The sequence below is a fragment of the Pseudomonas frederiksbergensis genome (assembly GCF_900105495.1).
Taxonomy (GTDB): Bacteria; Pseudomonadota; Gammaproteobacteria; order Pseudomonadales; family Pseudomonadaceae; genus Aquipseudomonas; species Aquipseudomonas frederiksbergensis.
In genome coordinates, this window is the sequence record NZ_FNTF01000002.1 from 605,779 (window position 1) to 632,143 (window position 26,365).

The following is a 26,365-nucleotide window of genomic DNA, read 5'->3' on the forward strand; positions in this document are numbered from 1 at the left end:
ATTCCCATCGTCTATAGTGCTTTCTTACTCAAAAGGCGACTTGGCCGACCGGGAAGGCTGCGATACCATCCGACTCCCCAACGGACTCCCGCCAGGACGACGCGATGAACCGAGTGTTGTACCCAGGTACCTTCGACCCTATTACCAAGGGCCATGGCGATCTGGTCGAACGCGCCGCGCGCCTGTTCGATCATGTGATCATCGCCGTCGCTGCCAGCCCCAAGAAAAACCCGTTGTTTCCCCTGGAACAGCGTGTGGCGCTGGCCCGCGAGGTCACTAAACATCTGCCCAACGTTGAAGTCGTCGGCTTCTCGACGTTGCTGGCGCATTTCGCCAAAGAGAAGAACGCCAATGTGTTCCTGCGGGGTTTGCGTGCGGTATCGGACTTCGAATACGAATTCCAGCTGGCCAACATGAACCGTCAGCTGGCACCGGATGTGGAAAGCCTGTTTCTTACTCCGTCCGAGCGTTATTCGTACATTTCCTCGACGCTGGTCCGTGAAATTGCAGCCCTGGGCGGCGATATCACCAAGTTCGTCCACCCTGCGGTGGCGGACGCCTTGACCGAACGCTTCAAGAAGTAACAACCGCTCAAGCGGCGCCCGCGTGCACTGCGGGCGCCAATGCGGCACAATTGCGCGCATTGGTTTATTGCGCCCGGGCCTTCCGTCCCTGGCTGGAGTTAGCATGTCCCTGATCATCACCGACGATTGCATCAACTGCGACGTCTGCGAACCCGAGTGTCCGAACGCCGCCATCTCCCAGGGCGAAGAAATCTACGTGATCGACCCGAACCTGTGCACCCAGTGCGTCGGCCACTACGACGAACCGCAGTGCCAGCAAGTGTGCCCGGTGGATTGCATTCCGCTGGACGAGGCGCATCCGGAGACTGAAGAACAGTTGATGGAGAAGTACCGGAAGATTACTGGCAAGGCTTGAATCAGATAATTTTGTAGCGGCTGTACCGGCCCTATCGCGAGCAGGCTCGCTCCTACAGTGGAGATGTGTTGTTAACCAAATGTTGTGGGCAAAGGAATTCCACTGTGGGAGCGAGCCTGCTCGCGAAAGGGCCATCAGCCACACCGAAGATGTAACTGACTTCACTCCGTCTGCTCAAACCCTTCCCCGATACACCCCAGACACCGCACGAACGCCGCTTTCGCCGGGTCGACCACCAACGCCTGCCCCGCATCGCCGACGCCGCCACCCAGCGCGGTAAACGGCAACGACAGCACAAACGCTCCGGCCCCGATCACCGTCGCCACCACCAGCAAAGGTCGGGCAATCAGCAAATCGCCGAGCATGGCGTACGCCGGGGGATTCTGGATGGTGTAGCGCGGGTCGCCGCTGCCGGTGTTTGCTGCCAGCGCTGGCGCACCGACGCTCAGCAGCAAAACGACGACAAGGGTTCGAAACAGGGTCATGGCAGGGTCCTTGGGCTAGGCAATCAGAACACTGACTATAGACCCTAAGCGTTTCAGCTCTGACAACGTGGGCAAAACACGCTGGCGCGCTGCCCGAGCTTCACTTCCCGCAGTTCCGTGCCGCAGACCTTGCAGGGCGCACCGCCACGGCCGTACACGAACAGTTCCTGCTGGAAATAACCCGGCTGACCGTCCCCGCCGATAAAGTCGCGCAGTGTGGTGCCGCCGCGCTCGATAGCGGCCGCCAGGATGCGTTTGATCTCGATCGCCAGTTTCAGATAACGCGCCCGAGAGATGCTCTTGGCCTCACGACGCGGGTCGATACCGGCAGCGAACAACGCTTCGGTTGCGTAGATATTGCCCACGCCGACCACCACCGCGTTGTCCATGATGAACGGCTTGACCGCCATGGAACGCCCGCGGGACTGCTGGAACAAGCGCTCGCCGTCGAACAGGTCGGTCAATGGCTCCGGCCCCAGGCGAATCAACAACTCATGGTTGAGCGGGTCGAGACTCCAGAGCATCGCGCCAAACCGACGCGGGTCGGTGTAACGCAGGGCCAGGCCGGATTCCAGCTCGATGTCCACATGTTCATGCTTGGCCGCCGGCATGCCGACTTCCACCAGACGCAAATTACCCGACATCCCCAAATGGCTGATCAGCGTGCCGACTTCGGCATTGATCAGCAGGTACTTCGCGCGTCGCTCCACCAGCACGATGCGCTGGCCAGACAGCCGCACATCCAGGTCTTCGGGAATCGGCCAGCGCAAGCGCCGCTCACGCACGATCACCCGGCTGACGCGCTGGCCTTCCAGGTGTGGCGCAATTCCGCGGCGGGTGGTTTCGACTTCAGGCAGTTCCGGCATGGCGCTCTCGAATCAGGCTGTGCAACGCTCAGCGGTGAGCGCCAAGGTCACGAATCGTTTGTTTGAGGGACTCGAAGTCGTAGTCCGAGAGACCGACATAATCGAGAACCAGCGGTGCGATGCTGTCCCACTCGTGGTCATCACGCTGGTTGCCCAGCACCCGGAAGGACGCACAAATGTGCTCGGCCATTTTCAGGATCGCCAGCAGGTTTTTCAGCTGACTGTTGCGCGACGACTCATCGCTGAAGATCGCCAACGCATTGTGGTGATTGGCGATGGCGGCGGTCACATGCTCCGGCAGGCGCCAGGATTTGGCGGTGTAATAACCCACCACCGCATGGTTGGTATTGAACACCCGATTCTCGGTATCCACCACCCGGCATTCAGCGCTGGCGCTGGCGTAAGCCTCTTCCAGAACGGTCATGTAGTTGGGGAAGCGCTGGAGCATCAGCGGCACGCCGCAGTCATGGAACAGACCCAGGGCGTACGCTTCATCGCCAGCCTGGGTGCCGATGCGCTTGGCCAGGGTCAGGCAGGTCATCGCCACGTCCTGGGCGGTATCCCAGAAACGGTTCAAGGTGACGATGGTGTCGTCGTTCATCTCGCCCTTGATCGACTGCGCGTTGATCAGGTTGATGACCGAGCGGCTGCCCAGCAGGTTCACCGCACGCTGAATCGAGGCAATCTTGTTGCTCAAGCCGTAATACGGCGAATTGACGATTTTCAACAAGGCGCCAGAGAGGCCCGGGTCCTGGGAGATCAGCTTCGCGATCACCTCCAGATCCGGATCGGGCATGTACTGTTCCATCTGCAAATCCACCATGATTTGCGGCTGGGCCGGCACGCTGATGCCTTGCAGGGACTGTTGAATCTGTTCGGTGGTCAGCTCTGGGGACATAAGTACACACTCTGGGACAGGCGGCGATTCTAACCCTTATAAAGTTGGATCCGACACACTCGCCGGTATGTCATCGAAATTTCATTGTGGCGAGGGGGTTTACCCCCGTTGGGGCGCGAAGCGGCCCCGTTTGGCGAATCTACGACTGCTTCGCAGCCGAACGGGGCGGTGCGACGTTTCGCTAAACCCCCTCGCCACAGGTCTATCGGCCAAACCGTGGCCGTGCGCAACACGCTATACTCCCGCTCTTTTTTCCGGAGCGACGTCATGTCCCTGCCTAGCCTGCGCCTCAAAGCCAACGCCGACCGTCGCCTGCGAAACGGCCACTTGTGGGTCTACAGCAACGAAATCGATGTAGCCGCTACGCCTTTGCACGGTTTCAAGGCCGGCGACCAGGCGATCCTCGAAGCCGCCAGCGGCAAGCCGCTGGGCATCGTTGCCATGAGCCCGAACAACCTGATCTGCGCCCGCCTCTTGTCGCGCGACATCAAGTTGCCGCTGGACAAGTCGCTGCTGGTGCATCGCCTGAACGTCGCGCTGTCCCTGCGCGATCGCCTGTTCGACAAGCCGTTCTATCGCCTGGTCTACGGCGATTCCGACCTGTTGCCAGGTCTGGTCGTCGATCGTTTCGGCGACATCCTGGTGGTACAGATCGCTTCGGCGACCATGGAAGCCCATAAAGAAGACGTGATCGCAGCGCTGACCCAAGTGATCAAGCCTAGCGGCATTCTGTTCAAGAACGACTCCGCGGCCCGTGATGCCGAAGGCCTCAACCGCTACGTCGAAACCGTGTTCGGCCTGGTGCCGGAGTGGGTTGCGCTGGAAGAAAACGGCGTGAAATTCGAAGCGCCCGTCATCCAGGGACAGAAAACCGGCTGGTTCTACGACCACCGCATGAACCGCGCACGCCTGGCACCTTACGCCAAAGGCAAACGCGTACTGGACCTGTACAGCTACATCGGCGGCTGGGGCGTGCAAGCGGCCGCGTTCGGCGCCAGTGAAGTGTTCTGCGTCGATGCATCGGCTTTCGCCCTCGACGGCGTCGAGCGCAACGCCGCGCTGAACGGTTTCGCCGACAAGATGACCTGCATTGAAGGTGACGTGTTCGAAGCCCTGAAAGAGCTGAAAGCCAGCGAAGAGCGTTTCGACGTGATCGTTGCCGATCCTCCGGCGTTCATCAAACGCAAAAAAGACATGAAGAACGGTGAAGGTGCCTACCGTCGCCTGAACGAGCAAGCCATGCGCCTGCTCAGCAAGGACGGCATCCTGGTCAGCGCTTCGTGCTCGATGCACCTGCCCGAGGACGATCTGCAGAACATCCTGCTGACCAGCGCCCGTCACCTGGACCGCAATATCCAGATGCTGGAGCGTGGCGGTCAGGGCCCGGATCACCCGGTTCACCCGGCCATCGCCGAAACCCGCTACATCAAGAGCATCACCTGCCGTCTGCTGCCAAACAGCTGATTTCGCCGGTATGACAGGGAGCCAGTCGGCTCCCTGTTCTGTTATCTGTTATTGAATTCTCCAACTTCCTACTCCAGCGGTCTTAATGACTTGTAGGATGCTTCGCTTTGCCTTATATATTTTCAGATAGAACTTACAAGATTCATTCACCCGTCAGATGAATCCGACAAAATTACTGGAACATTCCTACCCAATCTCCCCTTGATAAGAATTCATTACAAACTATGATTAAGTCGTCACAACGGAGTGACACTCACTATCAACTACAAGGAGTTTAAAACATGAAAGCAATTACTCTGGAAACCAACAAACTCGCCAACCTGGCTTTTCTGGTCGCACCAAAAGCCCGCTAAGTAAATAAAACACTGGGGAGTGCCGGCTACCCAGCGTTTTCTATGGCAAAAACCAGAGTGAGTCGTCAATCATGCAGATAAACCCTTATATATTCATACTTCCTCGCACGCCCGACCAAATAGTCTGGGATTACAAGAACCACAAACAATTCGAATTGAATCTTGAATATTCAGCCCGTCTCGCACAGCTTATCGACAATCCTGAAAAGTTTGATGACAACAACATAATCGACACGCAACTCCTGAATGCGGGAATACTCACATCTTCCATCCAGACTCCGCTTGAATGGGGCTGGGATGAACTGTCGAAGATATTTCATATCGGAACCAAGAACATTCCTTGTGAATATACTCCCCAGGATATTAATGAATGGTCGAGACACTACTTGGAGCATTGCGCCGAAGTACTGGCCACTCCCGCCCCGGAGACCCGACGCACAGAGCCGACAACCGAACGAATTGCCCTGCCTCAACCTTCCTGCTTCCCGGCAAAAGCGCTTGTAGCGACCTTGATCGACCGAAAAACCTGTCGCTCCTTCACGGGTGAAAGAGTTTCTCTCGACGCTGTGGGCACGCTTTTGTATTTGTCCCTTGGCTATCTGCGTGAGCGCGACAATGACATCGACGAAACCATCGCTGAAGGTCTCGGCGCCCGGCGCAGCAGCCCCTCCGGCGGAGGGTTGAATGCCTGCGACGGTTTTCTTCATGTTCAGAACGTCAGTGGCCTGGATCCTGGGCTCTACGCCTACCACCCCGACGAACATGCTCTGAGCTTCGTCAATCCAACGCCTGATTTGCCCTTGGGCCAGTTGTTGTGTGGGCAGCACTTCATCAACAACCTGCCAGTCGGGCTGTTCATCACCGCTCGCTTCGACAAACTGTGGTGGAAATATGAACACTCACGGGCCTACCGAATGGCTTATGTCGAGGCTGGTCATATCTCCCAGACCTTTCAACTGGTGGCCACCGCACTTGGGTTAAGCACCTGGCTGACGGGTGCACTGGCCGACGACCAGGTCGAAACGTTGCTGGGGATCGAGGACAGCGCCGAACAACCGTTGTTTTTTGTCGGCTGCGGCCAGAGTGACGGGCAAGTGATGTGCAAGGAATTGAAAGCACTGCTAAGCAGCCGGGGGCCACAACAATGACCGAGCCTCGCACAGACGACCTGTCACTGCCCGACGCCTGGGCACAGCGCTACACCCTCGGTGACTGGAACAGCCGAGCCTCGGTACGCACCAGCGAACATACCTATCAATTGCCATCCGATCTGGAACGGCAACTGGAAACACGACACTGGTTCCCGCCCGCCTTCCTGTCCTACCTGAATCACCCGGTGATCGAAGCCGCCGGCAGCGCGATCATCCATCGATTGTCGGCCAACCATCTGGTGTATTTCCTCGACTACACCACCCGGCTCGAACATCGGATCGTCAACCGCTCCGTGGAAACCATCGTCCACGATGAGCTCGGGGTGTCCATCCCCCGCCGAATGAAAACCGCCGCCCTCCAGCTGTATACCGATGAGGGTTATCACGCGCTGTTCTCCAACAGTCTCGCCGAGCAGATCGCCGACCTCTACGGCATGAACCAGCGCCCGGTGATGCCACGTCGCATTACCCGACTGAACGCCCTGCTTGACCAGGCACCTGACAGGCATAAGGCGCTGGCCTGGTTTCTCGTCGGTTTCGTGTCCGAGACCATCATCGCCCGGGAACTGCTCGAGGTTTGCCGCAACGAGCTAGTGTCCAGCGTCCAGGAAATGCTCAGGGACCACCTCACCGACGAGGCCCGGCACAGTCGTTATTTTTGCCAAGTGTTCCATTATCTGTGGCTGACCCTGAACAGCAGCCAACGCACGTTCGCCGCGAAACTGCTGGTGGACATCATCCTGATGTTCTTTGAGGTCGATGAGCGATGGCTGAAGGGAAGCCTGAACAGCGTGGACCTCGGGGAAAATTGTGTCGCAGAAATCCTCAGTACCTTGACCGGCCCGCAAGCCTGCCTTCAGCGCGCCCGATCAGGTGCTGGCGCGACGCTCCAGGCAATGGAGAAGGCAGGTTTTTTCGACCTGCCGTTTAACCAGCAGCTCTTCGCACAGGCGGGACTTGTCGATGGATGAAGGAAAATCCGCGGTCAGTGTCAAACACCGCCGCTCTGCCATCACCCTGTTAATGACCATGGTATTGCTCGGGGTCTTCCCTCTGGATGTCCTGCTGCCATCGTTCCCGGCGCTGGCCGAACACTTCCGGACCACCCCAGGCGACATCGCGTTTTCCATCAGTCTGTTTGCCATCGGGATCGCACTGTCCCAACTGCTGGTCGGGCCGCTCTCGGATGTCATCGGGCGTAAAAGTCTGCTGCTGGGTGGGATGGCGGTCTCGATTGTCGGTGCGACAGGTTGCGTGCTGTCCACCGACTACGCCTGGTTCCTGGTGTTCCGGGTGGTGCAGGCCATCGGCTGTGGTTGCTTCGTACTCTCGCAGGCGCTGATCCAGGACCTGTTCGACGGCAAGGAGCGGGACCAACTGCGGATTCTGATGGTTACCGCCAGCGGCATCTTCATTTCCGTCTCGCCACTGGCTGGCACCCTGTTGCAACAGGCACTGGACTGGCCCGCAAGCTTCATTGTCTTTATTGCCCTCGCCGCCGCCGTGTTCCTCAAGGCCTGCTTCTTTCTTGAAAACCGGCACACCGCCACCACCCCGCGCCGAAGCATTCTTCAGTCCTACCGGCGTGTCTGTAGCGATGCAGGGTTCCTCGGCTATTGGCTGATCGCCGCAATCGCCTTCACCTGCCACTTTTCCTTCATTGTCATCTCACCCCTGATCTTCATGGAGCAGTTACAGCTTTCAGCCTACGAGTTTTCCCTGACACTGCTGCTGTATGGCGTGGCCTACATCTTCGGCGGCATTGTCGCTCGAACCCTCGCCGGGCGGATCGCGGCCCATACACAGATCGTCGTCGGCCTGGGCCTGATCTTCTTTTCGGGGCTGGTGATGCTCTTGCTCTCAAACCGGCTGGGGCTTTCAGCCCTGACCGTGCTGATTCCGATGATCATCTGCACCGCCGGCACGACCATCGTCCGCCCTGTCGCCACCTCCAAAGCCATGGAAGTGTTCCCGGACAATGCCGGCACATCGGCGTCGGCCGGAAACACGCTGGTGTTCATCTGCGGTGGCCTGATCAGCGCCCTGATCAATCTCAGTGGAGCCCATCTGCAAACGACTCTGGCGTTGAGTTTCCTCGTCTTGAGCACCGTCGGCGTTTCCTTCAATGCGCTGATCACGCGTCGGCAGCTCTCATTGAATAGCGGGTGATTCCTGCCGGTCGTCATCCCACACGCCCCGTCAGCGCTGGATCCCCCTTTTCCGGCATTCCCTCCTGACGCCAGCCGTGTAGAATCGCGACATTCATCGCCAGTCATCCCCCGGCGGGTTTATGAGCTCAAGCTGAAGCGCGCGGCGATCCCGCAAAGTTATCGGCAACTTCCGGACACACGGCCATTTCTGAGTGTTCCAGACGTCAATAGAAGCTCACTTCCCTTTTGATACCTGATTAGCCGCCCGGAGTGCTTCATGCCTGATTACCGCTCGAAAACATCCACCCATGGCCGCAACATGGCCGGCGCCCGCGCACTGTGGCGCGCAACGGGGATGAAAGATGACGACTTCAAAAAGCCGATCATCGCCATTGCCAACTCCTTCACCCAGTTCGTACCGGGCCACGTCCACCTCAAGGACCTGGGCCAACTGGTCGCCCGCGAAATCGAACGCGCCGGCGGTGTAGCCAAAGAATTCAACACCATCGCCGTAGATGACGGCATCGCCATGGGCCACGACGGCATGCTGTATTCGCTGCCGAGCCGCGAGATCATCGCCGACTCCGTCGAGTACATGGTCAACGCCCACTGCGCCGACGCGATCGTCTGCATCTCCAACTGCGACAAGATCACCCCTGGCATGCTGATGGCCGCCCTGCGCCTGAACATCCCGGTGATCTTCGTTTCCGGCGGCCCGATGGAAGCCGGCAAGACCAAACTGGCCAGCCACGGTCTCGACCTCGTCGACGCCATGGTGATCGCCGCCGACTCCAGCGCTTCTGACGAGAAAGTCGCTGAGTACGAGCGCAGCGCCTGCCCGACCTGCGGCTCGTGCTCCGGCATGTTCACCGCCAACTCGATGAACTGCCTGGTCGAAGCCCTGGGCCTGGCATTGCCGGGCAACGGTTCGACCCTCGCCACCCACAGCGACCGCGAGCAGCTGTTCCTGCAGGCCGGCCGCACCATCGTCGAGCTGTGCAAGCGTTACTACGGCGACAACGATGAGTCGGTATTGCCGCGCAACATCGCCAACTTCAAGGCGTTCGAAAACGCCATGACGCTGGACATCGCCATGGGCGGCTCCACCAACACCATCCTGCACTTGCTGGCCGCGGCCCAGGAAGCCGAGATCGATTTCGACCTGCGCGACATCGACCGTCTCTCCCGTCACGTGCCGCAACTGTGCAAAGTCGCGCCGAACATCCAGAAGTACCACATGGAAGACGTGCACCGCGCCGGCGGGATCTTCAGCATCCTCGGCTCGCTGGCCCGTGGCGGTCTGCTGCACACCGACCTGCCGACCGTGCACAGCAAAACCCTGGCTGAAGGCATCGCCAAGTGGGACATCACCCAGACCGATGACGAAGCGGTGCATCACTTCTTCAAGGCCGGCCCTGCGGGCATCCCGACGCAAACCGCGTTCAGCCAGTCGACCCGTTGGGAAACCCTGGACGACGACCGTGAAAACGGCTGCATCCGCAGTGTCGAACACGCTTATTCGAAAGAAGGCGGCCTGGCTGTTCTCTACGGCAACATCGCGCTGGACGGCTGCGTGGTGAAAACCGCCGGCGTCGACGAGTCGATTCATGTCTTCGAAGGCAACGCGAAGATCTTCGAAAGCCAGGACAGCGCAGTACGCGGCATCCTCGCGGACGAAGTGAAGGCCGGCGACATCGTGATCATTCGTTACGAAGGTCCGAAAGGCGGCCCGGGCATGCAGGAAATGCTGTACCCGACGTCGTACCTGAAATCCAAAGGCCTGGGCAAAGCTTGCGCCCTGCTCACCGATGGCCGTTTCTCCGGCGGCACCTCGGGCCTGTCCATCGGCCACGCTTCGCCAGAAGCGGCTGCCGGTGGCGCGATTGGCCTGGTGCAGGATGGCGACAAAGTGCTGATCGACATTCCGAACCGCTCGATCAACCTGTTGATCAGCGACGAAGAAATGGCCGGTCGCCGTGCCGAGCAGGATCAGAAAGGCTGGAAGCCAGTGGAAAAACGTCCACGCAAGGTAACCACCGCACTGAAGGCTTACGCTCTGTTGGCGACCAGCGCCGACAAGGGTGCCGTGCGTAACAAGGCGATGCTCGACGGGCTCTAAGCGTCAGTCGCAGAAATAAAAATGCCCCGTTAAGTGCGGGGCTGATCGTTCCCACGCTCCCGCGTGGGAATGCCTCAAGGGACGCTCCGCGTCCAGTGACGCGGAGCGTCACGGGCTGCATTCCCACGCGGAGCGTGGGAACGATCATCGTGGTGCTTACTGAATCTCTTCAGGCTTCACGATCACCCAGTTCTTGTCCGCCGTAACCTGCAACCCTTCCTTGGCCTGAGCCGCGGCGTGCTTGGCCATCATGCCGTTAATCTGGGTCATGTATTTGTCTTTGCGGTTGATCCACAAGTGGATGCCACCCTTGGCCACGTCGACATCGTGGAACAGCATGTAACCGTCGCTGGTCGGGGTATCGCCACCCACCAGTACCGGTTTTTTCCACTCATCGATGTAGGTCAGGATCGCCGCATGCTTACCGGCCATCCAGGTCGCCGGGGTCCACAGGTACGGGGTCAGCTCGAGGCCGAGGTTGGCCTTCTCGTCATACTTGCCCGCGGTGATCTGCTTGCGTGCTGTGGTCAGTTCGCCGGTCTTCGGGTCCTTGAGCAACAAACTCACGCCGATCACGTTCTGCGGTTTGACGTTGTAGCCGTACTTCGGATCGGCGGCGACCATGCGCACCAGTTCTTCGGAGGCGGCGGTCATCACGTAGACCTCAATGCCGTTCTCCATCAGCTTGTTGTAGAGCTCTTTCTGGCCGGTGAAGATTTTCGGCGGGTTGACGTCGAGTTTCTTGACCACGTCGCCTTCGTAATACGTCACCGGCACCGGTTTACCGGACGCCATCAACTCATCGACGTAGCCTTTGAGTTCCTGGAGGGTGAAGCCGGAGAACACTTGCGCGACCCATGGATAGCAGACCATGTCGTCGAGTTCGCAGAGGCGATAGTAGTAGCTGAACAGGCTTTCCTTGTGATCGGCGGTGTCTTTGAACGGCATCAGTTTCAGGGAGGGGTCGAGCTTCTCGCGGGTGATCAGACCCTTGTTTTCCATGAACGGCAGCAACGACTCTTCGAGGTCGTAGCGGTAACTGGTGTTATCCATGTCGAACACCGCGTAGTTACCTTTGTTGGCATTGGCGGCAATCATTGCGTCCAGCGCCTTGGCCTGATCGGCTGGCCAATGCTTCAAATCCGTAGCGAATACCTGGCCGGCAAGGCCCAGGCAAAGTGCAGCGACCAGAAATTTCGGTGCGAGCTTCATCGGCAATGCTTCCTTGTTAAAAGACCCTGATTCAAAGAGCTCGACGCTATCAAATAAATATGACAGCCCTCGTCTGCCCGCGACCGCTTGCGTCCCTATTACGCCAGCTGCACCCCTGTCCGCGACATCCGCTTATTCCAAAAACGACAGTAGTCAGATGTTTTCGATATTAATTCATTAGATATCAAGCTGTTAGGCTTGCCGGTTCGCGGCTGCCCCGGAAGGTGGCCGGCACAAGTCTCTATCGGAGTTCCAATGAATCTGCCGCTGATCCTCAATCTGCTGGTGTTCCTCGCCCTGCTCTTTGGCCTGGCGCAAACCCGTCACACCACCTGGAGCCTGGCGAAGAAAGTCCTGCTCGCGTTAGTGCTGGGCGTGGTGTTCGGTGTGGCTCTGCACACCGTCTACGGTGCCGGCAACCCGGTACTGAAAGCCTCGATCGGCTGGTTCGATCTGGTGGGCAACGGTTACGTGCAGTTGCTGCAAATGATCGTGATCCCATTGGTGTTCGCCTCGATCCTCAGCGCCGTGGCCCGTCTGCACAACGCCTCGTCGCTGGGCAAGATCAGCTTCCTGACCATCGGCACGCTGCTGTTCACCACGGCCATTGCGGCGCTGATCGGTATCGGGCTGACCAACCTCTTCGGCCTGACCGCCGAAGGCCTGGTGGCTGGCACTCAGGAAATGGCGCGTCTGCAAACCATCCAGACCGACTACGCGGGCAAGGTTGCCGACCTGAATGTGCCGCAGCTGTTGCTGTCGTTCATTCCGCAAAACCCGTTCGCCGACCTCGCTCGCGCCAAGCCGACCTCGATCATCAGCGTGGTGATTTTTGCTGCATTCCTTGGGGTCGCGGCGCTGCAACTGCTGAAAGATGACGTCGAGAAAGGTCAGAAAGTGATCAACGCCATCGACACCCTGCAAGCCTGGGTGATGCGTCTGGTGCGTCTGGTGATGAAGCTGACCCCTTACGGCGTATTGGCGCTGATGACCAAAGTGGTCGCCGGCTCCAACCTGCAGGACATCATCAAACTCGGCAGTTTCGTGGTGATTTCCTACCTCGGGCTGGGCCTGATGTTTGTGGTCCATGGCCTGCTGGTCTCGGCGGCCGGGATCAATCCGCTGCGGTTCTTCCGCAAGATCTGGCCGGTGCTGACGTTTGCTTTCACCAGCCGCTCCAGCGCTGCGACCATTCCGCTGAGCATCGAAGCCCAGACCCGCCGCTTGGGTATTCCACAGTCCATCGCCAGTTTCGCTGCGTCGTTTGGCGCGACCATTGGCCAGAACGGTTGTGCCGGTCTGTACCCGGCGATGTTGGCGGTGATGGTCGCGCCAACCGTGGGCATCAACCCGCTGGACCCGCTGTGGATCGCGACGCTGGTGGCGATTGTGACGCTGAGTTCGGCCGGTGTGGCGGGGGTTGGCGGTGGCGCGACGTTTGCCGCGTTGATCGTATTGCCAGCGATGGGCTTGCCGGTGTCACTGGTGGCGTTGCTGATTTCGGTTGAGCCGCTGATCGACATGGGCCGCACGGCGTTGAACGTCAGCGGTTCGATAACGGCCGGTGCGATCACCAGCCAGATCATGCAGCAGACCGATAAAGAGCTGCTGGATGCGGATGCGCATTCGGAGTTGGCTCACGCTTAACCCGCTCTGATCGTTCCCATGCTCCCGCGTGGGAATGCCTCAAGGGACGCTCCGCGTCCAGTGACGCGGAGCGTCACGGGCTGCATTCCCACGCAGAGCGTGGGAACGATCTATGCGCGCTCCCACACCTCGAAGTTGTAGGCCGGCTTGTCGCCTTCCGCTGGATTCGGCACGTTCGACACCAGCTTCCACTGCTTCAAATCAAACTCCGGAAACCACGCATCCCCTTCCGGGCTCAGCGCCACGCGCGTCAAATACAGCCGATCAGCCTGCGCCAACCCCTGCGCATACAACTGCGCCCCGCCGATCAGCATCAGCTCATCGACGCCCTGCTCCCGAGCCCACTCTTCAGCGCGAACCACCGCAGCCTCCAGCGACGGATAAACTTCCGCGCCCTCGAGTTGCAGATCCGCCTGACGGCTGACCACGATGTTCAACCGGCCCGGCAACGGACGACCGAGGGAATCCCAGGTCTTGCGACCCATGATGATCGGCTTGCCGAGGGTCGTGGCCTTGAAGTATTTGAAGTCCCCCGGCAAGTGCCAGGGCATGCTGTTGTCGACGCCGATCACACGGTTTTCACCGAGGGCTGCGATCAGGCTGAGGGGGAGTGATTTAGTCATGCCGGCGAGGATACCAGAGCCTCCCGTACCCCGATAAGCGTCACAGCGGTTATGCTCACAGCTCGATTGAGCGACGGGATGCCGCGTGACTGAACTGACTCCACTGCAAAACCTCTGGCTGACCGAGACGGTGCGCCTGCGTGAAGAACACGCCGGCCCCCTGGATGATCTGGAAGCCAACCGACTGGCCCGCAGCGCGGGCGGTGATCTGCCGACACGGATTCAACGCCGCGCCCTATGGCTGGCCGAGCGCGATGGGCTGACCAATGCCCTCACACATTGGCTGCAAGGCGCACGTTTGGCGCTGATCGTGATGGCGCTGCTGGCCATTGCCAGCGGCGCCGGCCTGGCGTTTGCCGCGTTGGGCGACGGACAAACCCCGGTCAATGTGTTCTGGGCCTTGGGCAGTTTGCTCGGACTGAACCTGATTCTATTGCTGAGCTGGGCGCTGAGCCTAGTCTTCGCCGGCGAACACGGCGCAACGCTGGGACGCCTATGGTTATGGCTCAGCGAAAAACTCGCCCGCGATGCCAAAGCCGCGCAACTGGCCCCGGCCCTGCTGCTCTTGCTGCAACGACAGAAACTCAATCGCTGGGCGGTTGGCGTACTGGTCAACAGCTTGTGGTTGCTCGCCATGCTCAGCGCGCTGGTCATGCTGTTGATGCTGATGGCGACCCGGCGTTATGGCTTCGTCTGGGAAACCACGCTCCTGGGCGGCGACACCTTCGTCGCCATGACCCAGGCCCTCGGCGCCCTGCCGGCCATGCTGGGTTTCAACGTTCCGACCGTGGAGATGATCCGCGCCAGCGGCGATGCCGCGCTCAACATCGAAAGCGCCCGTCAAGCCTGGGCCACATGGCTGGTCGGCGTGCTGGTGGTCTACGGTGTTTTGCCGCGCCTGTTGCTGGCGCTGTTTTGCCTGTGGCGCTGGAAAACCGGCCAAGCGGCCTTGCACCTGGATTTGAACCTGCCCGGCTACGCCCAACTGCGTGAACGGCTGATGCCGACCAGTGAACGCCTGGGCATCAGCGACGCGGCGCCAGAACAACTGCATCGAATCGAAAACGGGGTCAGCGACCTACCAAGCGATGGCGCGCTGTTGGTGGCCATCGAGCTGGACGATCAACGCCCCTGGCCGCCGCCACTGCCGAAGTCCGTGAGCAATGCCGGCATCCTCGACAGTCGCGAATCGCGGCACAAACTCCTCGAACAACTGAGCCGCTTTCCCCCGGCCCGTCTGGCCATCGCTTGCGATCCTCGACGCTCGCCGGACCGCGGCAGCCTGGCACTGATCGCCGAACTGGCCCGCAGCGCCAGCGCCACCCGTGTCTGGTTGCTGCAAGCACCGCCGGGCGAGGCGCTCGACGCCCAAAGGCTGGGCGACTGGCACGTGGCGCTGCAACAGTTGGACTTGCCGTTCGCCGATTGCGCGCCGTTGAACTGGCTGGAGAGCGGTCATGACTAATCCGTGGAAAGCGCCCTTGAAGCTCGCCGTGGTCGGCCACACCAATGTCGGCAAAACCTCGTTGCTGCGCACCCTGACCCGCGATGTCGGTTTTGGTGAGGTGTCACATCGCCCCAGCACCACACGACACGTCGAAGGCGCACGGTTGTCGGTGGACGGCGAGCCGTTGCTCGACCTCTACGATACCCCCGGCCTGGAAGATGCCATCGCGCTGCTCGACTATCTCGAACGCCTGGAACGTCCCGGCGAACGTCTCGACGGCCCGGCACGGTTAGCGCGATTTCTTGAAGGCAGCGAAGCACGACAACGGTTTGAACAGGAAGCCAAGGTGCTGCGGCAACTGCTGACCTGCGACGCCGGTCTCTACGTGATCGACGCCCGGGAACCGGTGCTGGCCAAATACCGCGACGAACTGGAAGTGTTGGCCAGCTGCGGCAAACCGCTGTTGCCGGTATTGAATTTCGTCAGCAGCGCCAACCACCGCGAACCGGATTGGCGCGAGGCATTGGCACGTCTGGGCTTGCATGCATTGGTGCGTTTCGACAGCGTCGCACCGCCGGAGGATGGCGAACGTCGACTCTATGAAAGCCTCGCCCTGCTGCTGGAAAACGCCCGGCCGCAACTGGAACGTTTGATCGCCGATCAGCAAGCGCAACGTCGGGCCCGGCAACAGAGTGCAGCGCGGCTGATTGCCGAATTATTGATCGACTGCGCCGCCTGCCGACGCAGCGTGGTCAGCGAAGCCGAGCAAGAACAGCAGGCCATCAACGAACTGCGCAAAGCGGTTCGACAACGGGAACAACGCTGCGTCGAAGCGCTGCTCAAGCTCTACGCCTTCCGCCCACAGGACGCGGCGGCCAGTGATCTGCCGCTGCTCGATGGCCGCTGGGGTGACGACCTGTTCAACCCGGAAACCTTGAAGCAACTCGGCGTGCGAGTCGGTGGCGGTATCGCGGCCGGCGCGGCAGCCGGGGCCGGCGTGGACTTGCTGGTCGGCGGCCTGACCCTCGGCGCGGCCGCATTGGCTGGCGCGATTGCCGGTGGCGCCCTGCAAACGGCCCGCAGTTATGGCAGTCGGTTGATGGGCAAGATCAAAGGCCAGCGTGAACTGACCGTCGATGACAGCGTGCTGCGGCTGTTGGCGTTGCGCCAGCGGCAACTGCTGCATGCGCTCAATGCGCGCGGGCACGCGGCGATGGACAGCATTCAGGTCGCCACACCCCAGGACAAATCCTGGCGCGAAGGCAAACTGCCCGAACCGCTGAACAAGGCCCGGGCGCATCCGCAGTGGTCGTCACTCAATCCCTATCCGAAGTTGAGCCAGGCGGAACGGCAGGAGCAGATCGAAGCGTTGGCGCAGCAGCTCTGAACCTGATCGTTTCCACGCTCCCGCGTGGGAACGATCAACCACTACCAATCGACCTTCAGAAACTCTCTCACCAACGCTGTGACACGACTGCGATCCGTGCGATCCGCGCGCCCGTCATTGTCCACATCCGAACTCAGTATCACCTCCAGCCCACCATCGTTATCAAGATCGTGAGCCGCGGCTTTATAGGCAATCTTCTGCCCCTCGTGAAAATGCAGCCGCACCGTTTCAGGTGTACCGTCAGCGGATGGATTCTGCGAGAAGATGCGCAAGTGTCGCTCCTCACCTTCACCCTCGTTGAACCAGGCGCATTTCAAATAGGTTTTGCCAAAAGAACTGAGCCGCTGCCGATCCACATCCATCGTCTCACGCTGCAACCGATCATCTTCATGGAACTCAAAATGAACGGTATCTGCCGAGCCCTTCCTGCTTCGATCCTGTGCAATCACTTTCAAATAACGCATCCGTGCGCTTCCTTGCGAAAAGCCCAGATTGAACCGTTACTGCAAGCCCCTCCATCCGCCGTTTCTCAATTGCCTGTGAGACAACTCATTGCACCTTGCGGGACAAGAGACCGACCGCCTTGCGTTTCAACACCTCCAGATCCATCACCGGCACCGCCATCTCCTTTGCCAACTCATCCCACTGGCGCATCCGCAGACTGACCTCGCACAACGGATCTTGCTCGAACGCTTCAGCCTCGGCCGCCGTCATCACCCCGCCTTGATACTCCAGCGTCCGACGACTGGCTTTGCTCAAGCGCTCGTAGTACCCAGGCTCTTTCAGCGTCAGGTAACGCTTGGCCTGAACGTGGTACTCCACCAGCCGCGCCATGCGCTCGCTGAAACCTGCCCGGCGTAAGTAGTCCGCGCCCAGGCGCTCGTGACTGACCACGCCGAAGCCGCCCATGTTCTCGGCACTCTCGGCGCAGATATGCCCGATGTCGTGGAAGAACGCAGCCAGGACCACTTCGTCATCGAAACCCTCGGCCATCGCCCGTTCGGCAGCCTGGGACATGTGCTCGATCTGCGACACCGGCTCGCCGATGTAATCGCTGTCGCCAAAGCGCTCGTACAGACCGAACACCTCGGCGATCACTTGCTCATTGCGGTCCATCAACGCTCTCCCAGCAACGTCGCTACGTTACGTTCAGCCATCGCCGGGCCGACGCTCATGCCGACACCCGTGTGCATCAGTGCCACGCTCACACCCGGCATCGGCCGCAGAAACGAGAACGGCCCCGGCCCCCGTGAACCATAGACGCCCTGCCAGCGTTCGACCACTTGCACCCTGCAGCCCAACGCCTGCTCGGCCAGTTCAATCATCCAGTTATCCACCTGCTCGGCGTTGAACGGCGACGGATCGCTGCCGTAATGGTGGGAGTCGCCAATGATCAACTCGCCATAAGGTGTCGGGCTGATCAGCAGGTGAATGCCGTGTTCATGCAGGTGCGGTTCCTCGCGCAGGATTTGCGCCTGCACCGCCGCCGCTTGCGGCAGATCGGCGAAGGCGCCGTAGTGCACGCAACTCAGACCGGTGAGCAGCGCGTGTTGCAGGTTGAGGTTGATATGCGGTCGGGCGCGAAGCATTTGCAGGCGGCAGATTTGCGGGTTGAGTTCGACGATCGGCTCGGCCAGCAGCGTCTGATAATCGTGGCCGGAACAGACGATGATCTGCTCGGCACTGAAGGCTCCGGCGGTGCTGTGCACGCGGCCGGGCTCGATGTCGCGCACGAGTGTGGAGAAGTGAAACGTGACATCGAGGTCGCGATGCAGGTAGTCGATCAGCGCTGGAATCGCTTCGCGGGAATACAGTTGCTGATCGTCCATCCCGTGCAACGCGGCGCGGTGATGGCTGAATTGGCCGCGGTACACATCGCGCAATGCAGCGCCGCGTAGCAGGTCGACGCGGTAACCGTGTTCCACGGCGCGACCGGCGCAGAAGGCTTCCAGCAGGTGTTCTTCGGCTTCGGTGCGGGCAAACAGGTATGAACCGTTGCGCTTGAGTTGCAGGTCGGCGAGTTGTGCCCATTGGCCCCAGATCTCGCGGCTGGCTTTGGCCAGTTCGAGCATCGGGCCCGGTGGCTGGCCGGTGACCAGGGCCTGGCCGAAGTTGCGAACCGAGGCGCCCAGCGGGGTTTCGCTGCGTTCGAAAACGGTGACTTTCAGACCGCGCCGGGCGGCGGCGTAGGCGTGGGACAGGCCGAGAATGCCGGCGCCGACGATCAGCATGTCGTTGTGGTGTGTCATGGAGAGGTGTCCTGAATTCGAAGCCGCCTTCGCGGGCAAGCCCGCTCCCACAGGGTCCGTGGTGTTCACAAAACCTGTGGGAGCGGGCTTGCCCGCGAAGGGGCCCTGTCAGCCGATGAAAATCTTACTTGGCAGCCACTTTCTCGGACTTGCCGTCATAGCGCTTGCGCCACTCGGCCAGGATCTGGTCGCGATTCTTCGAGGCCCAGGCAAAGTCGTTCTTGATCAAACGCTGCTCATAATCGGCCGGCAATTCGGTCTGCGGCTTGGCGATACCCGGTTGCGCGAGGACGGCGAAGTTCTCTTTATAAAGCTCCATCGCCGCCGGGCTCGCGGAGAAGTCAGCCAGTTGCTTCGCCGCCTCTTCGTGCGGGGTGCCCTTGATGACTGCGGTCGCTTCGATCTCCCAGCCCAGGCCTTCTTTCGGCAGGATGATGTCCAGTGGCGCGCCTTGGCGTTTCAGCTGAACGGCCGGGTACTCGAAGGAAATGCCGATCGGAAATTCGCCCGACGCCGCCAGTTTGCAGGGCTTGGAACCGGAGTGAACGTACTGGCCGATGTTCTGGTGCAGGTCGTCCATGTACTGCCAGCCCTGCTTCTCGCCGAAGGTTTGCAGCCAGGCGCTGACGTCGAGGAAACCGGTGCCGGACGAGGCCGGGTTGGGCATCACGATCTTGCCTTTGTACTCAGGCTTGGTCAGGTCCTGCCAGCTCACCGGTTTGGTTAAACCCTGCTTTTCGGCCTCGACGGTGTTGAAGCAAATGGTCGCCGCCCAGACGTCCATGCCGACCCAGGCTGGCGGGTTGGCGGCGTCGCGGTAGTTGCTGCCGATCTTGCCCAGGTCTTTCGGTGCGTAGCTTTGCAGCATGCCTTGCTGGTCGAGAATCGCCAGGCTCGACGCCGCCAGGCCCCACACGGCGTCAGCCTGCGGGCGGGCTTTTTCGGCCAGCAGTTTGGCGGTGATGATGCCGGTGGAGTCGCGCACCCACTTGATCTCGACGTCCGGGTTGGCCTTTTCGAAGGCTGCTTTGTAAGTCTTCAATTGCTCGGCTTCGAGGGCGGTGTACACCGTCAACTCGGTTTTCGCCGCGAAGGCGTTCAGGCTGAAAGCGGTGAGGACAGCAGCGGCCAGGGCCATAGGCTTGAACATGATCTTTTCCTGTTTGAGTTGAGGGGTTGAATCAATGACCAGGCGCGGTCTGCCGCCAGGCCTGGGAGCGGCGCAACAAACCGCGCGAAGCCCAGGCCAGCAGCAGGGACACGCCCGCCGAGGTGAACAGAATCAGGGTCGACATCGCCGCCGCGCCGCCGACGTTGCCGGCGTCGTCCATGTTCAGCACCGCCACCGCCGCGAGGATGGTGTCGGGGCTGTAGAGGAAGATCGCTGCCGAGACGGTGGTCATGGCCGAGACGAACAGGTAGCGCACGATGTCCAGCAACGCCGGCAGGCAGATCGGCACGGTGACGCGCAGGTAATGCCGATACAGCGGCGCCTTGAGCGACAGCGCGGCGGCTTCGAACTCGGCGTCGAGTTGGCGCAACGCGGTGGTGGCGGTCATTTGCGCGGTGGTCAAATAGTGAGCAATGGTGCAGACCACCAGCAGGGTCATGGTCCCGTAGAGCACATGCAGAGGGTTGCCGCTGAGGTTGAAGAAGAAGACGTAACCCAGGCCCAGCACCAGACCCGGCACCGCCATCGGTACGAAACTGAGCATGCGCAGTGTCAGGTTCAGTCCGCGCTGGCCCTTGGTTTTTTCCATCAGGTAGGCGCCGGTGAAGATCAGCACGCTGCCGATCAACGCCGTGCACAAGGCCATCTTCACGCTGTTGCCATAGGCCAGCCAGCCGCCGCCCGCCGTGTCGTTGAACTGGTAATGATTGAGCGACAGCGACAGGTTGTACGGCCAGAATTTCACCAGCGACGAGTACACCGCCATGCCGAACACCAGCAGCAACACCGCGCAGATCAGCAGCACGATGGTCAGGTAGCAACCGTCGCGCAGTTTCGACGGCGCCGGTTGAAAGACCTGCGCTCGACCGCTCATGGAATCGCCGTGACGCCGACGCAACCAGGCATCGACACCGAAACTGAACAGCGCCGGCAACAGCAGGACCATGCCGATCAACGCGCCGCGACCGAATTGTTGCTGGCCAACCACGGCTTTGTAGGCTTCCAGCGCCAGCACCTGATAATCGCCGCCGACCACCACGGGCACGCCGAAGTCGGTGATGGTCAGGGTGAACACCAGACAGAACGCCGCGAACACAGCCTGACGCGTTGCCGGCCAAGTGATGCTGCGAAAGGCCTTCGCCGGACTGGCGCCCATGCTGGAGGCGGCATCGAACAGTCGCGCATCCGCCAGGGACAGGGCCGACAGCAAAATCATCAGCGCGTGTGGGAAGGTGTAGATGACCTCACCCAGAACAATGCCCCAGAAACCGTAGATATTGTCTGAGAGCAAACCGCGCAACATGCCCTGGTTGCCGAACAGATAGACCAGCGCAATACCCGGCAACATCGACGGCGCCATCAGCGGCAACAGCGACATGCCGCGCCAGATGCCTTTGCCTGGAATCAAGGTGCGTTGCAGGGCGTAGGCAAACAGGTAAGCCAGCGGTACGACAATCGCCGCCACGCTCAGGGAAACTTTCAGGCTATTGCCGAGCAACCAGTGGAAATTCGCACTGGTCGCCAATTCACGGGCGGCCACCAGACCGCCGCCCTGCCCGGCTTCCGAGCTGAAACCGCGCCAGAAGATCGCCAGCAACGGCATCAGTACCGCAACGCCGAGCAACACCAGCAACAGGACTTTGCCGCCGACCACGAACACCCGGTCGCCGATCTCGGCACGGGAGGTCTGCCGAACCTGCTTGTGCGGTATCGGCAGCGCGAGGTTCGCGCTCATCAGGCAAACACCTGCAGGCAGCGCGGCGGCAAGGCGACCATGATCTGCTGCGCGCCGAGGCGCGGCATGGCTTCCGGTGCCAGTTCCGCCAGCAATGCATGGCCCGGCAGTTGATCGAGTTCGAAGCTCATGCGGCAGCGGTTGCCGAGGAAGGTGATTTCGCGAACCTTGGCCGGGAACAGGTTTTCTTCATGCACGGGCGGGTTGACGTTGATCGCTTCGGGACGGCAAAACAGACGACCCGATGCGGCGTTGCCCGAATCGGCGGCCAGGCGCATGTTCATCCCGCCGACCCGGGCATGGCTGTCGCTGCTGCGCTGGAATGGCAGCCAGTTGCCCTGGCCGACGAACTCCGCCACAAACGGTGTGGCCGGGCGGTCGTAGATTTCCTGAGGCGTGGCGTATTGCTCGACCTTGCCGTTGTTCATCACGGCGATGCGGTCGGCCATCAGCATGGCTTCGTCCTGATTGTGGGTGACCATCAGGGTGGTGATGCCGAGGTTGCGCTGCAGTTGGCGCAGTTCGGTGCACAGGTGCTCGCGGACCCGGGCATCGAGGGCCGACATCGGTTCGTCCAGCAGCAGCAACGAAGGTGCCGGCGCCAGGGCCCGAGCCAGTGCGACGCGCTGCTGTTGGCCGCCGGACAATTGGCCGGGGTACTTTTTCTCACTGCCGATCAGGCCGACCAGCTCCAGCATCTGACCGACACGCTGGCGCACTTCATCGCGACCACTGCCGGCGAGGCCGTAGGCTATGTTCGCTTCGACGGTGAGATTGGGAAACAGCGCGTAGGACTGAAACAGAATGCCGTAGTCCCGAGCCTGGGGCGCCAGGTGGGAAACGTCGCGATCGCCGAGGTACAACTCGCCGCTGTCCTGCTTCTCAAGACCAGCGATGCAACGCAACAAAGTGGTTTTGCCGCAGCCCGACGGGCCAAGCAGGCACACCAGTTCACCGGCTTCCACGTCGAGGGAAACGTTATCCAGCGCGGTAAAGGCGCCGAAGCGTTTCTGCACGCCACGCACTTTCATCGGGGCGCCGGGGTTGGTCAGGGCAGTTGCGATCGAGTGGTTCATGGACAGGCCTCATCAAGCAGATGAAGGCCATCCTAGATTTGTAATGCGTCCGTCATGTGGCAGTGAGGCAAAAACGGCTGATAGTGGTATTCGAGGATTTGGGTTCACCGCCGATCGTTCCCACGCTCTGCGTGGGAATGCAGCCCGGGACGCTCTGCGTCCCAAGAGCCGAACGCGGAGCGTCCGTTGAGGCATTCCCACGCAGAGCGTGGGAACGATCATTACGCGGGGGCCATTTCCTGCGCCAACCCCAGAAACGCCGCCGGCAGCCGTGCGTTTTTTCGCTCCTTGAGGCAGTACAAATACTCAGGGATCTGCGGCGCATTCTCCAGGGTCAGCACGCGCAGTTGCGGATCATGCGGCACTTCCTGTCGGGCGATGATGCTGATGCCGATGTTGCGCAACACCGCCTCACGGATCGACTCACGGCTGCCAATCTCCAGCAGCGGCCCGAAACTCACCCCGGCGCCGGCCAGCAACTCTTCGGTCAGGCGTCGAGTAGTCGAGCCCGACTCGCGCATCAATAACGTATGCCCGGCCAACGCACTGAGCGGCACATGCTCGTGAACCGCCAGCGGATGATTGCGATGCACCGCCAGCACCAGCGGATCGCTGCCGAGCACCCGGCGAATCAACCGAGCATCGTCGAGCAACTGCGACGACGCCGCGACATCCACCCGGTAATCCTCCAGCGCTTCAAGCACCTGCTGGGAGTTGCCGATCTCCACCGACACTTCCACCTGCGGCAAGCGCTCGCGAAAGGTCTTCACCAGATCGAGGATGTAATACGGCGCCGTCGCGGCGATGCGCAACGTGCCCTGGACCTGACCGCTGTTGCGCAGGAAAAACTCGATGTCGGCTTCCTGCTGCAACAGCACCTTCACCATCGGCAACAGCCGCGCACCTTCATCGCTGACGCTGAGGCGGCGGCCGCCACGGTAGAACAGTTCAACCGAGTACTGACTTTCCAGATTGCGAATCTGGGTCGTCACCGTGGGTTGGCTCAGGCCGAGTTTTTTTGCCGCCAGGGTAATGCTGCCCAAGCGGGCAACCATGTAAAACGCCTTCAGCTCGGCACTCAGCACACCCTTCCCCCATCGCTTATTTGCGCAACAGGCGCAAACCGTTGAACACCACCAACAGGCTCACACCCATGTCGGCGAACACCGCCATCCACATGGTGGCGATCCCGGCGAAGGTTACCCCAAGAAAGATCGCTTTGATGACCAATGCCAAGGCAATGTTCTGTTTGAGGATGCTTGAGGTTTGCCGTGACAGGCGAATGAAGGTCGGGATCTTGCGCAGATCGTCGTCCATCAGGGCGACATCGGCGGTCTCGATGGCGGTATCGGTGCCCGCTGCCGCCATGGCAAAACCGATCTCGGCGCGCGCCAGCGCCGGAGCGTCGTTGATGCCGTCGCCGACCATGCCAACGTTATGGCCCCGAGCATAAAGGTCATCGATGGCTTGCAGTTTGTCGGTCGGCAGCAGATCGCCCCTGGCCTCGTCGATGCCGACTTGCGCGGCAATCGCCTGAGCGGTGTGGACGTTGTCGCCGGTGAGCATCAGGGTTTTGATGCCCAGCGCGTGCAATTGCTGGATCGCCTCGCGGCTGGACTCTTTCACGGTGTCAGCCACGGCGAACAGCGCCAGCGGGCCGGATTTGTCGAGCAGCAACACCACGGACTTGCCCTGTTGCTCCAGCGCGAACAGCTTTTCCTCCAGTTCAGGCGAGCACAGGTTCAGTTCTTCCACTAAACGGTGATTACCCAAGTGATAAACCTGACCGTTGATTTCGCCGCGTACACCGCGACCGGCCAGCGCCTCGAAGTTATCCACAATCAGCGGAGCGAATTGTTTATCCACAGCCGCGTTAGCAATGGCCAGGGATACCGGGTGATCGGAGCGACCGGCGAGCGCTGCGGCAATCGCCGGGGCTGATTCGTCCGCCGTCGGATCAAGCGACAGGTAATCGGTCTGCACCGGTTTGCCGTGGGTGATCGTGCCGGTCTTGTCCAACGCCAGGTAATCGAGTTTGTAGCCGCCCTCCAGATAGACGCCGCCCTTCACCAGAATGCCTTTGCGCGCCGCCGCCGCGAGGCCGCTGACGATGGTCACTGGCGTAGAAATCACCAGCGCGCATGGGCAGGCGACCACTAACAACACCAACGCCCGGTAGATCCAGTCAAACCACAGTGCCCCCATAAACAGTGGCGGAATCACCGCCACCGCGAGAGCCAGGATGAACACCGCCGGGGTGTAGATTTTCGAGAAGCTGTCGACGAAACGCTGGGTCGGCGCCCGCGCGCCCTGGGCCTGTTCCACGGCGTGGATGATCCGCGCCAGGGTCGAGTTGTTGGCCGCCGCAGTGACCGAGTACTCAAGGGAACCGGCCTGATTGATGGTGCCGGCGAAGACTTTATCGCCGATGGTCTTCTCCACCGGCAGGCTTTCGCCGGTGATCGGCGCCTGATCGATGGTCGAACTGCCCGACACCACTTCACCGTCCAGACCGATTCGCTCACCGGGACGCACCCGCACCCGCGCACCCAACTCGATGGCTTTGACAGGCTGCAAGACCCAACTGCCGTCGGCCTGCTGCACCGTGGCCTGTTCCGGGGTCATCTGCATCAGGCCACTGATGGCGTTGCGCGCCCGGTCCAAAGACTTGGCCTCGATCAATTCGGCAACGGTGAACAGGAACATCACCATCGCCGCTTCCGGCCACTGACCGATCAGGATCGCGCCAGTCACTGCGATGCTCATCAGCGCGTTGATGTTCAGGTTGAGGTTTTTAAGTGCGATCCAGCCCTTTTTATAGGTGCCGAGGCCGCCGCTGAGGATCGAGATCAGCGCGATGACCGCCACCACCCAGTTCGGCGCAGCGTTGGTGAAGTGGATAACTTCGGCGATCAGGGCGCCAACACCCGACAGCGCCAAGGGCCACCAGTGCTTTTTCTCGGGCGCCGGCGCTGGCGGTTCAACGCCCTGCTCCAGCGGCTCGGCCAGCATGCCGAGGGACTTGATCGCGTCGATGATCGGCGCAGTGCTCGGCAGGTCATGGGTGACGCCCAACACGCGGTTGATCAGGTTGAATTCCAGTTGCTGCACGCCCGAGAGTTTGCCGAGTTTGTTCTCGATCAGCGTCTGCTCGGTCGGACAATCCATGGCGTCGATGCGGAAATTGCTCAGTCGCGCACCGGCCGTTGGGGTTTCGCTCAACTTGATCAGCGACGGTGCCGCCACTTTGGCGGAACAGCAGGAATCCCCGTGGCTGCCATGCTCATGCTTCTGTACAGGCTGCAGCTTGTGGCTGTGATCGTGATCGTGATCGTGATCGTGATCGTGATCAGCCTCGGGTTTGTGCGTGTGAAGGGAATCGCTCATTGGGTC

Annotated in this window: 23 protein-coding genes; 10 read left to right on the forward strand and 13 right to left on the reverse strand. The window is 60.7% G+C overall.

Annotated features, from left to right (window positions below):
• Window positions 1–104 precede the first annotated feature (104 nt).
• Together coaD and BLW70_RS03445 are read left to right on the forward strand one after the other, a co-directional pair.
• Entirely contained in the window at window positions 105–584 is a 480-nt protein-coding gene (coaD, locus tag BLW70_RS03440; RefSeq protein ID WP_074871700.1) for a pantetheine-phosphate adenylyltransferase, read from the forward strand.
• Between the two features lie 103 nt (window positions 585–687).
• The gene (locus BLW70_RS03445) at window positions 688–939 is read left to right on the forward strand and encodes a YfhL family 4Fe-4S dicluster ferredoxin (RefSeq protein WP_003195146.1); all 252 of its coding nucleotides are present in this window, start codon (window positions 688–690) and stop codon (window positions 937–939) included.
• 161 nt (window positions 940–1,100) lie between these two features.
• Here BLW70_RS03445 and BLW70_RS03450 read toward each other — a convergent pair whose 3' ends face one another.
• From BLW70_RS03450 to BLW70_RS03460, 3 genes are read right to left on the reverse strand one after another with little or no spacing between them, the layout of a single operon-like run.
• Window positions 1,101–1,424 (reverse strand): multidrug transporter, encoded by a 324-nt coding sequence (locus BLW70_RS03450; RefSeq protein WP_074871702.1) that lies wholly within the window; start codon window positions 1,422–1,424, stop codon window positions 1,101–1,103.
• Window positions 1,425–1,477: 53 nt separating this feature from the next.
• Window positions 1,478–2,290 carry a bifunctional DNA-formamidopyrimidine glycosylase/DNA-(apurinic or apyrimidinic site) lyase gene (gene mutM, locus BLW70_RS03455; RefSeq protein WP_074871703.1) on the reverse strand — a complete coding sequence of 271 codons (813 nt, stop codon included), beginning with the start codon at window positions 2,288–2,290 and terminating at the stop codon, window positions 1,478–1,480.
• 28 nt (window positions 2,291–2,318) lie between these two features.
• Window positions 2,319–3,134 (reverse strand): HDOD domain-containing protein, encoded by an 816-nt coding sequence (locus tag BLW70_RS03460; RefSeq protein ID WP_162493967.1) that lies wholly within the window; start codon window positions 3,132–3,134, stop codon window positions 2,319–2,321.
• A 321-nt stretch (window positions 3,135–3,455) separates the two neighbouring features.
• Here BLW70_RS03460 and BLW70_RS03465 point away from each other — a divergent pair, with 321 nt between their 5' ends.
• The 5 genes from BLW70_RS03465 (at window position 3,456) to ilvD (ending at window position 10,425) form a co-directional block, all read left to right on the forward strand.
• On the forward strand, window positions 3,456–4,652 hold the full coding sequence (locus BLW70_RS03465) for a class I SAM-dependent rRNA methyltransferase (protein WP_033060516.1): 1,197 nt from the start codon (window positions 3,456–3,458) through the stop codon (window positions 4,650–4,652).
• 424 nt (window positions 4,653–5,076) lie between these two features.
• Complete coding sequence (locus tag BLW70_RS03470) at window positions 5,077–6,153, forward strand: SagB family peptide dehydrogenase (protein WP_074871707.1); 1,077 nt, start codon at window positions 5,077–5,079, stop codon at window positions 6,151–6,153.
• Window positions 6,150–7,127, forward strand: a complete 978-nt coding sequence (locus BLW70_RS03475; protein WP_074871709.1) for a diiron oxygenase — start codon at window positions 6,150–6,152, stop codon at window positions 7,125–7,127. Before BLW70_RS03470 ends, BLW70_RS03475 begins: the two co-directional genes overlap by 4 nt.
• Complete coding sequence (locus tag BLW70_RS03480) at window positions 7,120–8,325, forward strand: multidrug effflux MFS transporter (RefSeq protein WP_074871711.1); 1,206 nt, start codon at window positions 7,120–7,122, stop codon at window positions 8,323–8,325. The genes BLW70_RS03475 and BLW70_RS03480 overlap by 8 nt, the downstream gene beginning before the upstream one ends.
• 258 nt (window positions 8,326–8,583) lie before the next feature.
• A complete protein-coding gene (ilvD, locus tag BLW70_RS03485; protein WP_074871713.1) occupies window positions 8,584–10,425 on the forward strand; it encodes a dihydroxy-acid dehydratase in 1,842 nt (613 codons plus the stop codon).
• A 156-nt stretch (window positions 10,426–10,581) separates the two neighbouring features.
• Here ilvD and BLW70_RS03490 read toward each other — a convergent pair whose 3' ends face one another.
• The gene (locus tag BLW70_RS03490; protein ID WP_074871716.1) at window positions 10,582–11,637 is read right to left on the reverse strand and encodes an HAD family hydrolase; all 1,056 of its coding nucleotides are present in this window, start codon (window positions 11,635–11,637) and stop codon (window positions 10,582–10,584) included.
• Between the two features lie 255 nt (window positions 11,638–11,892).
• On the opposite strand from BLW70_RS03490, the gene BLW70_RS03495 reads away from it, so the two are divergent.
• Window positions 11,893–13,284, forward strand: coding sequence for an L-cystine transporter (locus BLW70_RS03495; RefSeq protein ID WP_074871717.1), 1,392 nt, complete (start codon window positions 11,893–11,895; stop codon window positions 13,282–13,284).
• A 110-nt stretch (window positions 13,285–13,394) separates the two neighbouring features.
• Here the strand turns inward: BLW70_RS03495 and BLW70_RS03500 are convergent, their stop codons facing one another.
• Window positions 13,395–13,907: a dihydrofolate reductase gene (locus tag BLW70_RS03500; protein WP_074871719.1), complete on the reverse strand. Its 513-nt coding sequence runs from the start codon at window positions 13,905–13,907 to the stop codon at window positions 13,395–13,397.
• An 85-nt stretch (window positions 13,908–13,992) separates the two neighbouring features.
• On the opposite strand from BLW70_RS03500, the gene BLW70_RS03505 reads away from it, so the two are divergent.
• Both BLW70_RS03505 and BLW70_RS03510 read left to right on the forward strand, forming a co-directional pair.
• Window positions 13,993–15,372, forward strand: coding sequence for a DUF2868 domain-containing protein (locus BLW70_RS03505; RefSeq protein WP_074871721.1), 1,380 nt, complete (start codon window positions 13,993–13,995; stop codon window positions 15,370–15,372).
• The gene (locus BLW70_RS03510) at window positions 15,365–16,741 is read left to right on the forward strand and encodes a GTPase/DUF3482 domain-containing protein (protein WP_074871723.1); all 1,377 of its coding nucleotides are present in this window, start codon (window positions 15,365–15,367) and stop codon (window positions 16,739–16,741) included. Before BLW70_RS03505 ends, BLW70_RS03510 begins: the two co-directional genes overlap by 8 nt.
• 41 nt (window positions 16,742–16,782) lie before the next feature.
• Here the strand turns inward: BLW70_RS03510 and BLW70_RS03515 are convergent, their stop codons facing one another.
• The 8 genes from BLW70_RS03515 to BLW70_RS03550 form a co-directional block, all read right to left on the reverse strand.
• Window positions 16,783–17,205 carry a hypothetical protein gene (locus BLW70_RS03515; protein ID WP_074871725.1) on the reverse strand — a complete coding sequence of 141 codons (423 nt, stop codon included), beginning with the start codon at window positions 17,203–17,205 and terminating at the stop codon, window positions 16,783–16,785.
• A gap of 85 nt (window positions 17,206–17,290) precedes the next feature.
• Window positions 17,291–17,857: a phosphonate degradation HD-domain oxygenase gene (locus BLW70_RS03520; RefSeq protein WP_074871727.1), complete on the reverse strand. Its 567-nt coding sequence runs from the start codon at window positions 17,855–17,857 to the stop codon at window positions 17,291–17,293.
• Window positions 17,857–18,990, reverse strand: a complete 1,134-nt coding sequence (locus BLW70_RS03525; RefSeq protein ID WP_074871729.1) for a TIGR03364 family FAD-dependent oxidoreductase — start codon at window positions 18,988–18,990, stop codon at window positions 17,857–17,859. Before BLW70_RS03525 ends, BLW70_RS03520 begins: the two co-directional genes overlap by 1 nt.
• A 124-nt stretch (window positions 18,991–19,114) precedes the next feature.
• The gene (locus tag BLW70_RS03530; RefSeq protein ID WP_074871732.1) at window positions 19,115–20,140 is read right to left on the reverse strand and encodes a putative 2-aminoethylphosphonate ABC transporter substrate-binding protein; all 1,026 of its coding nucleotides are present in this window, start codon (window positions 20,138–20,140) and stop codon (window positions 19,115–19,117) included.
• 31 nt (window positions 20,141–20,171) lie between these two features.
• Entirely contained in the window at window positions 20,172–21,896 is a 1,725-nt protein-coding gene (locus BLW70_RS03535) for a putative 2-aminoethylphosphonate ABC transporter permease subunit (protein ID WP_074871734.1), read from the reverse strand.
• Window positions 21,896–22,972 carry a putative 2-aminoethylphosphonate ABC transporter ATP-binding protein gene (locus tag BLW70_RS03540; protein WP_074871735.1) on the reverse strand — a complete coding sequence of 359 codons (1,077 nt, stop codon included), beginning with the start codon at window positions 22,970–22,972 and terminating at the stop codon, window positions 21,896–21,898. Before BLW70_RS03540 ends, BLW70_RS03535 begins: the two co-directional genes overlap by 1 nt.
• 221 nt (window positions 22,973–23,193) lie before the next feature.
• Window positions 23,194–24,057, reverse strand: coding sequence for a LysR family transcriptional regulator (locus tag BLW70_RS03545; protein WP_074871737.1), 864 nt, complete (start codon window positions 24,055–24,057; stop codon window positions 23,194–23,196).
• Window positions 24,058–24,073: 16 nt separating this feature from the next.
• Window positions 24,074–26,359, reverse strand: a complete 2,286-nt coding sequence (locus BLW70_RS03550) for a heavy metal translocating P-type ATPase (protein ID WP_074871738.1) — start codon at window positions 26,357–26,359, stop codon at window positions 24,074–24,076.
• Window positions 26,360–26,365 lie beyond the last annotated feature (6 nt).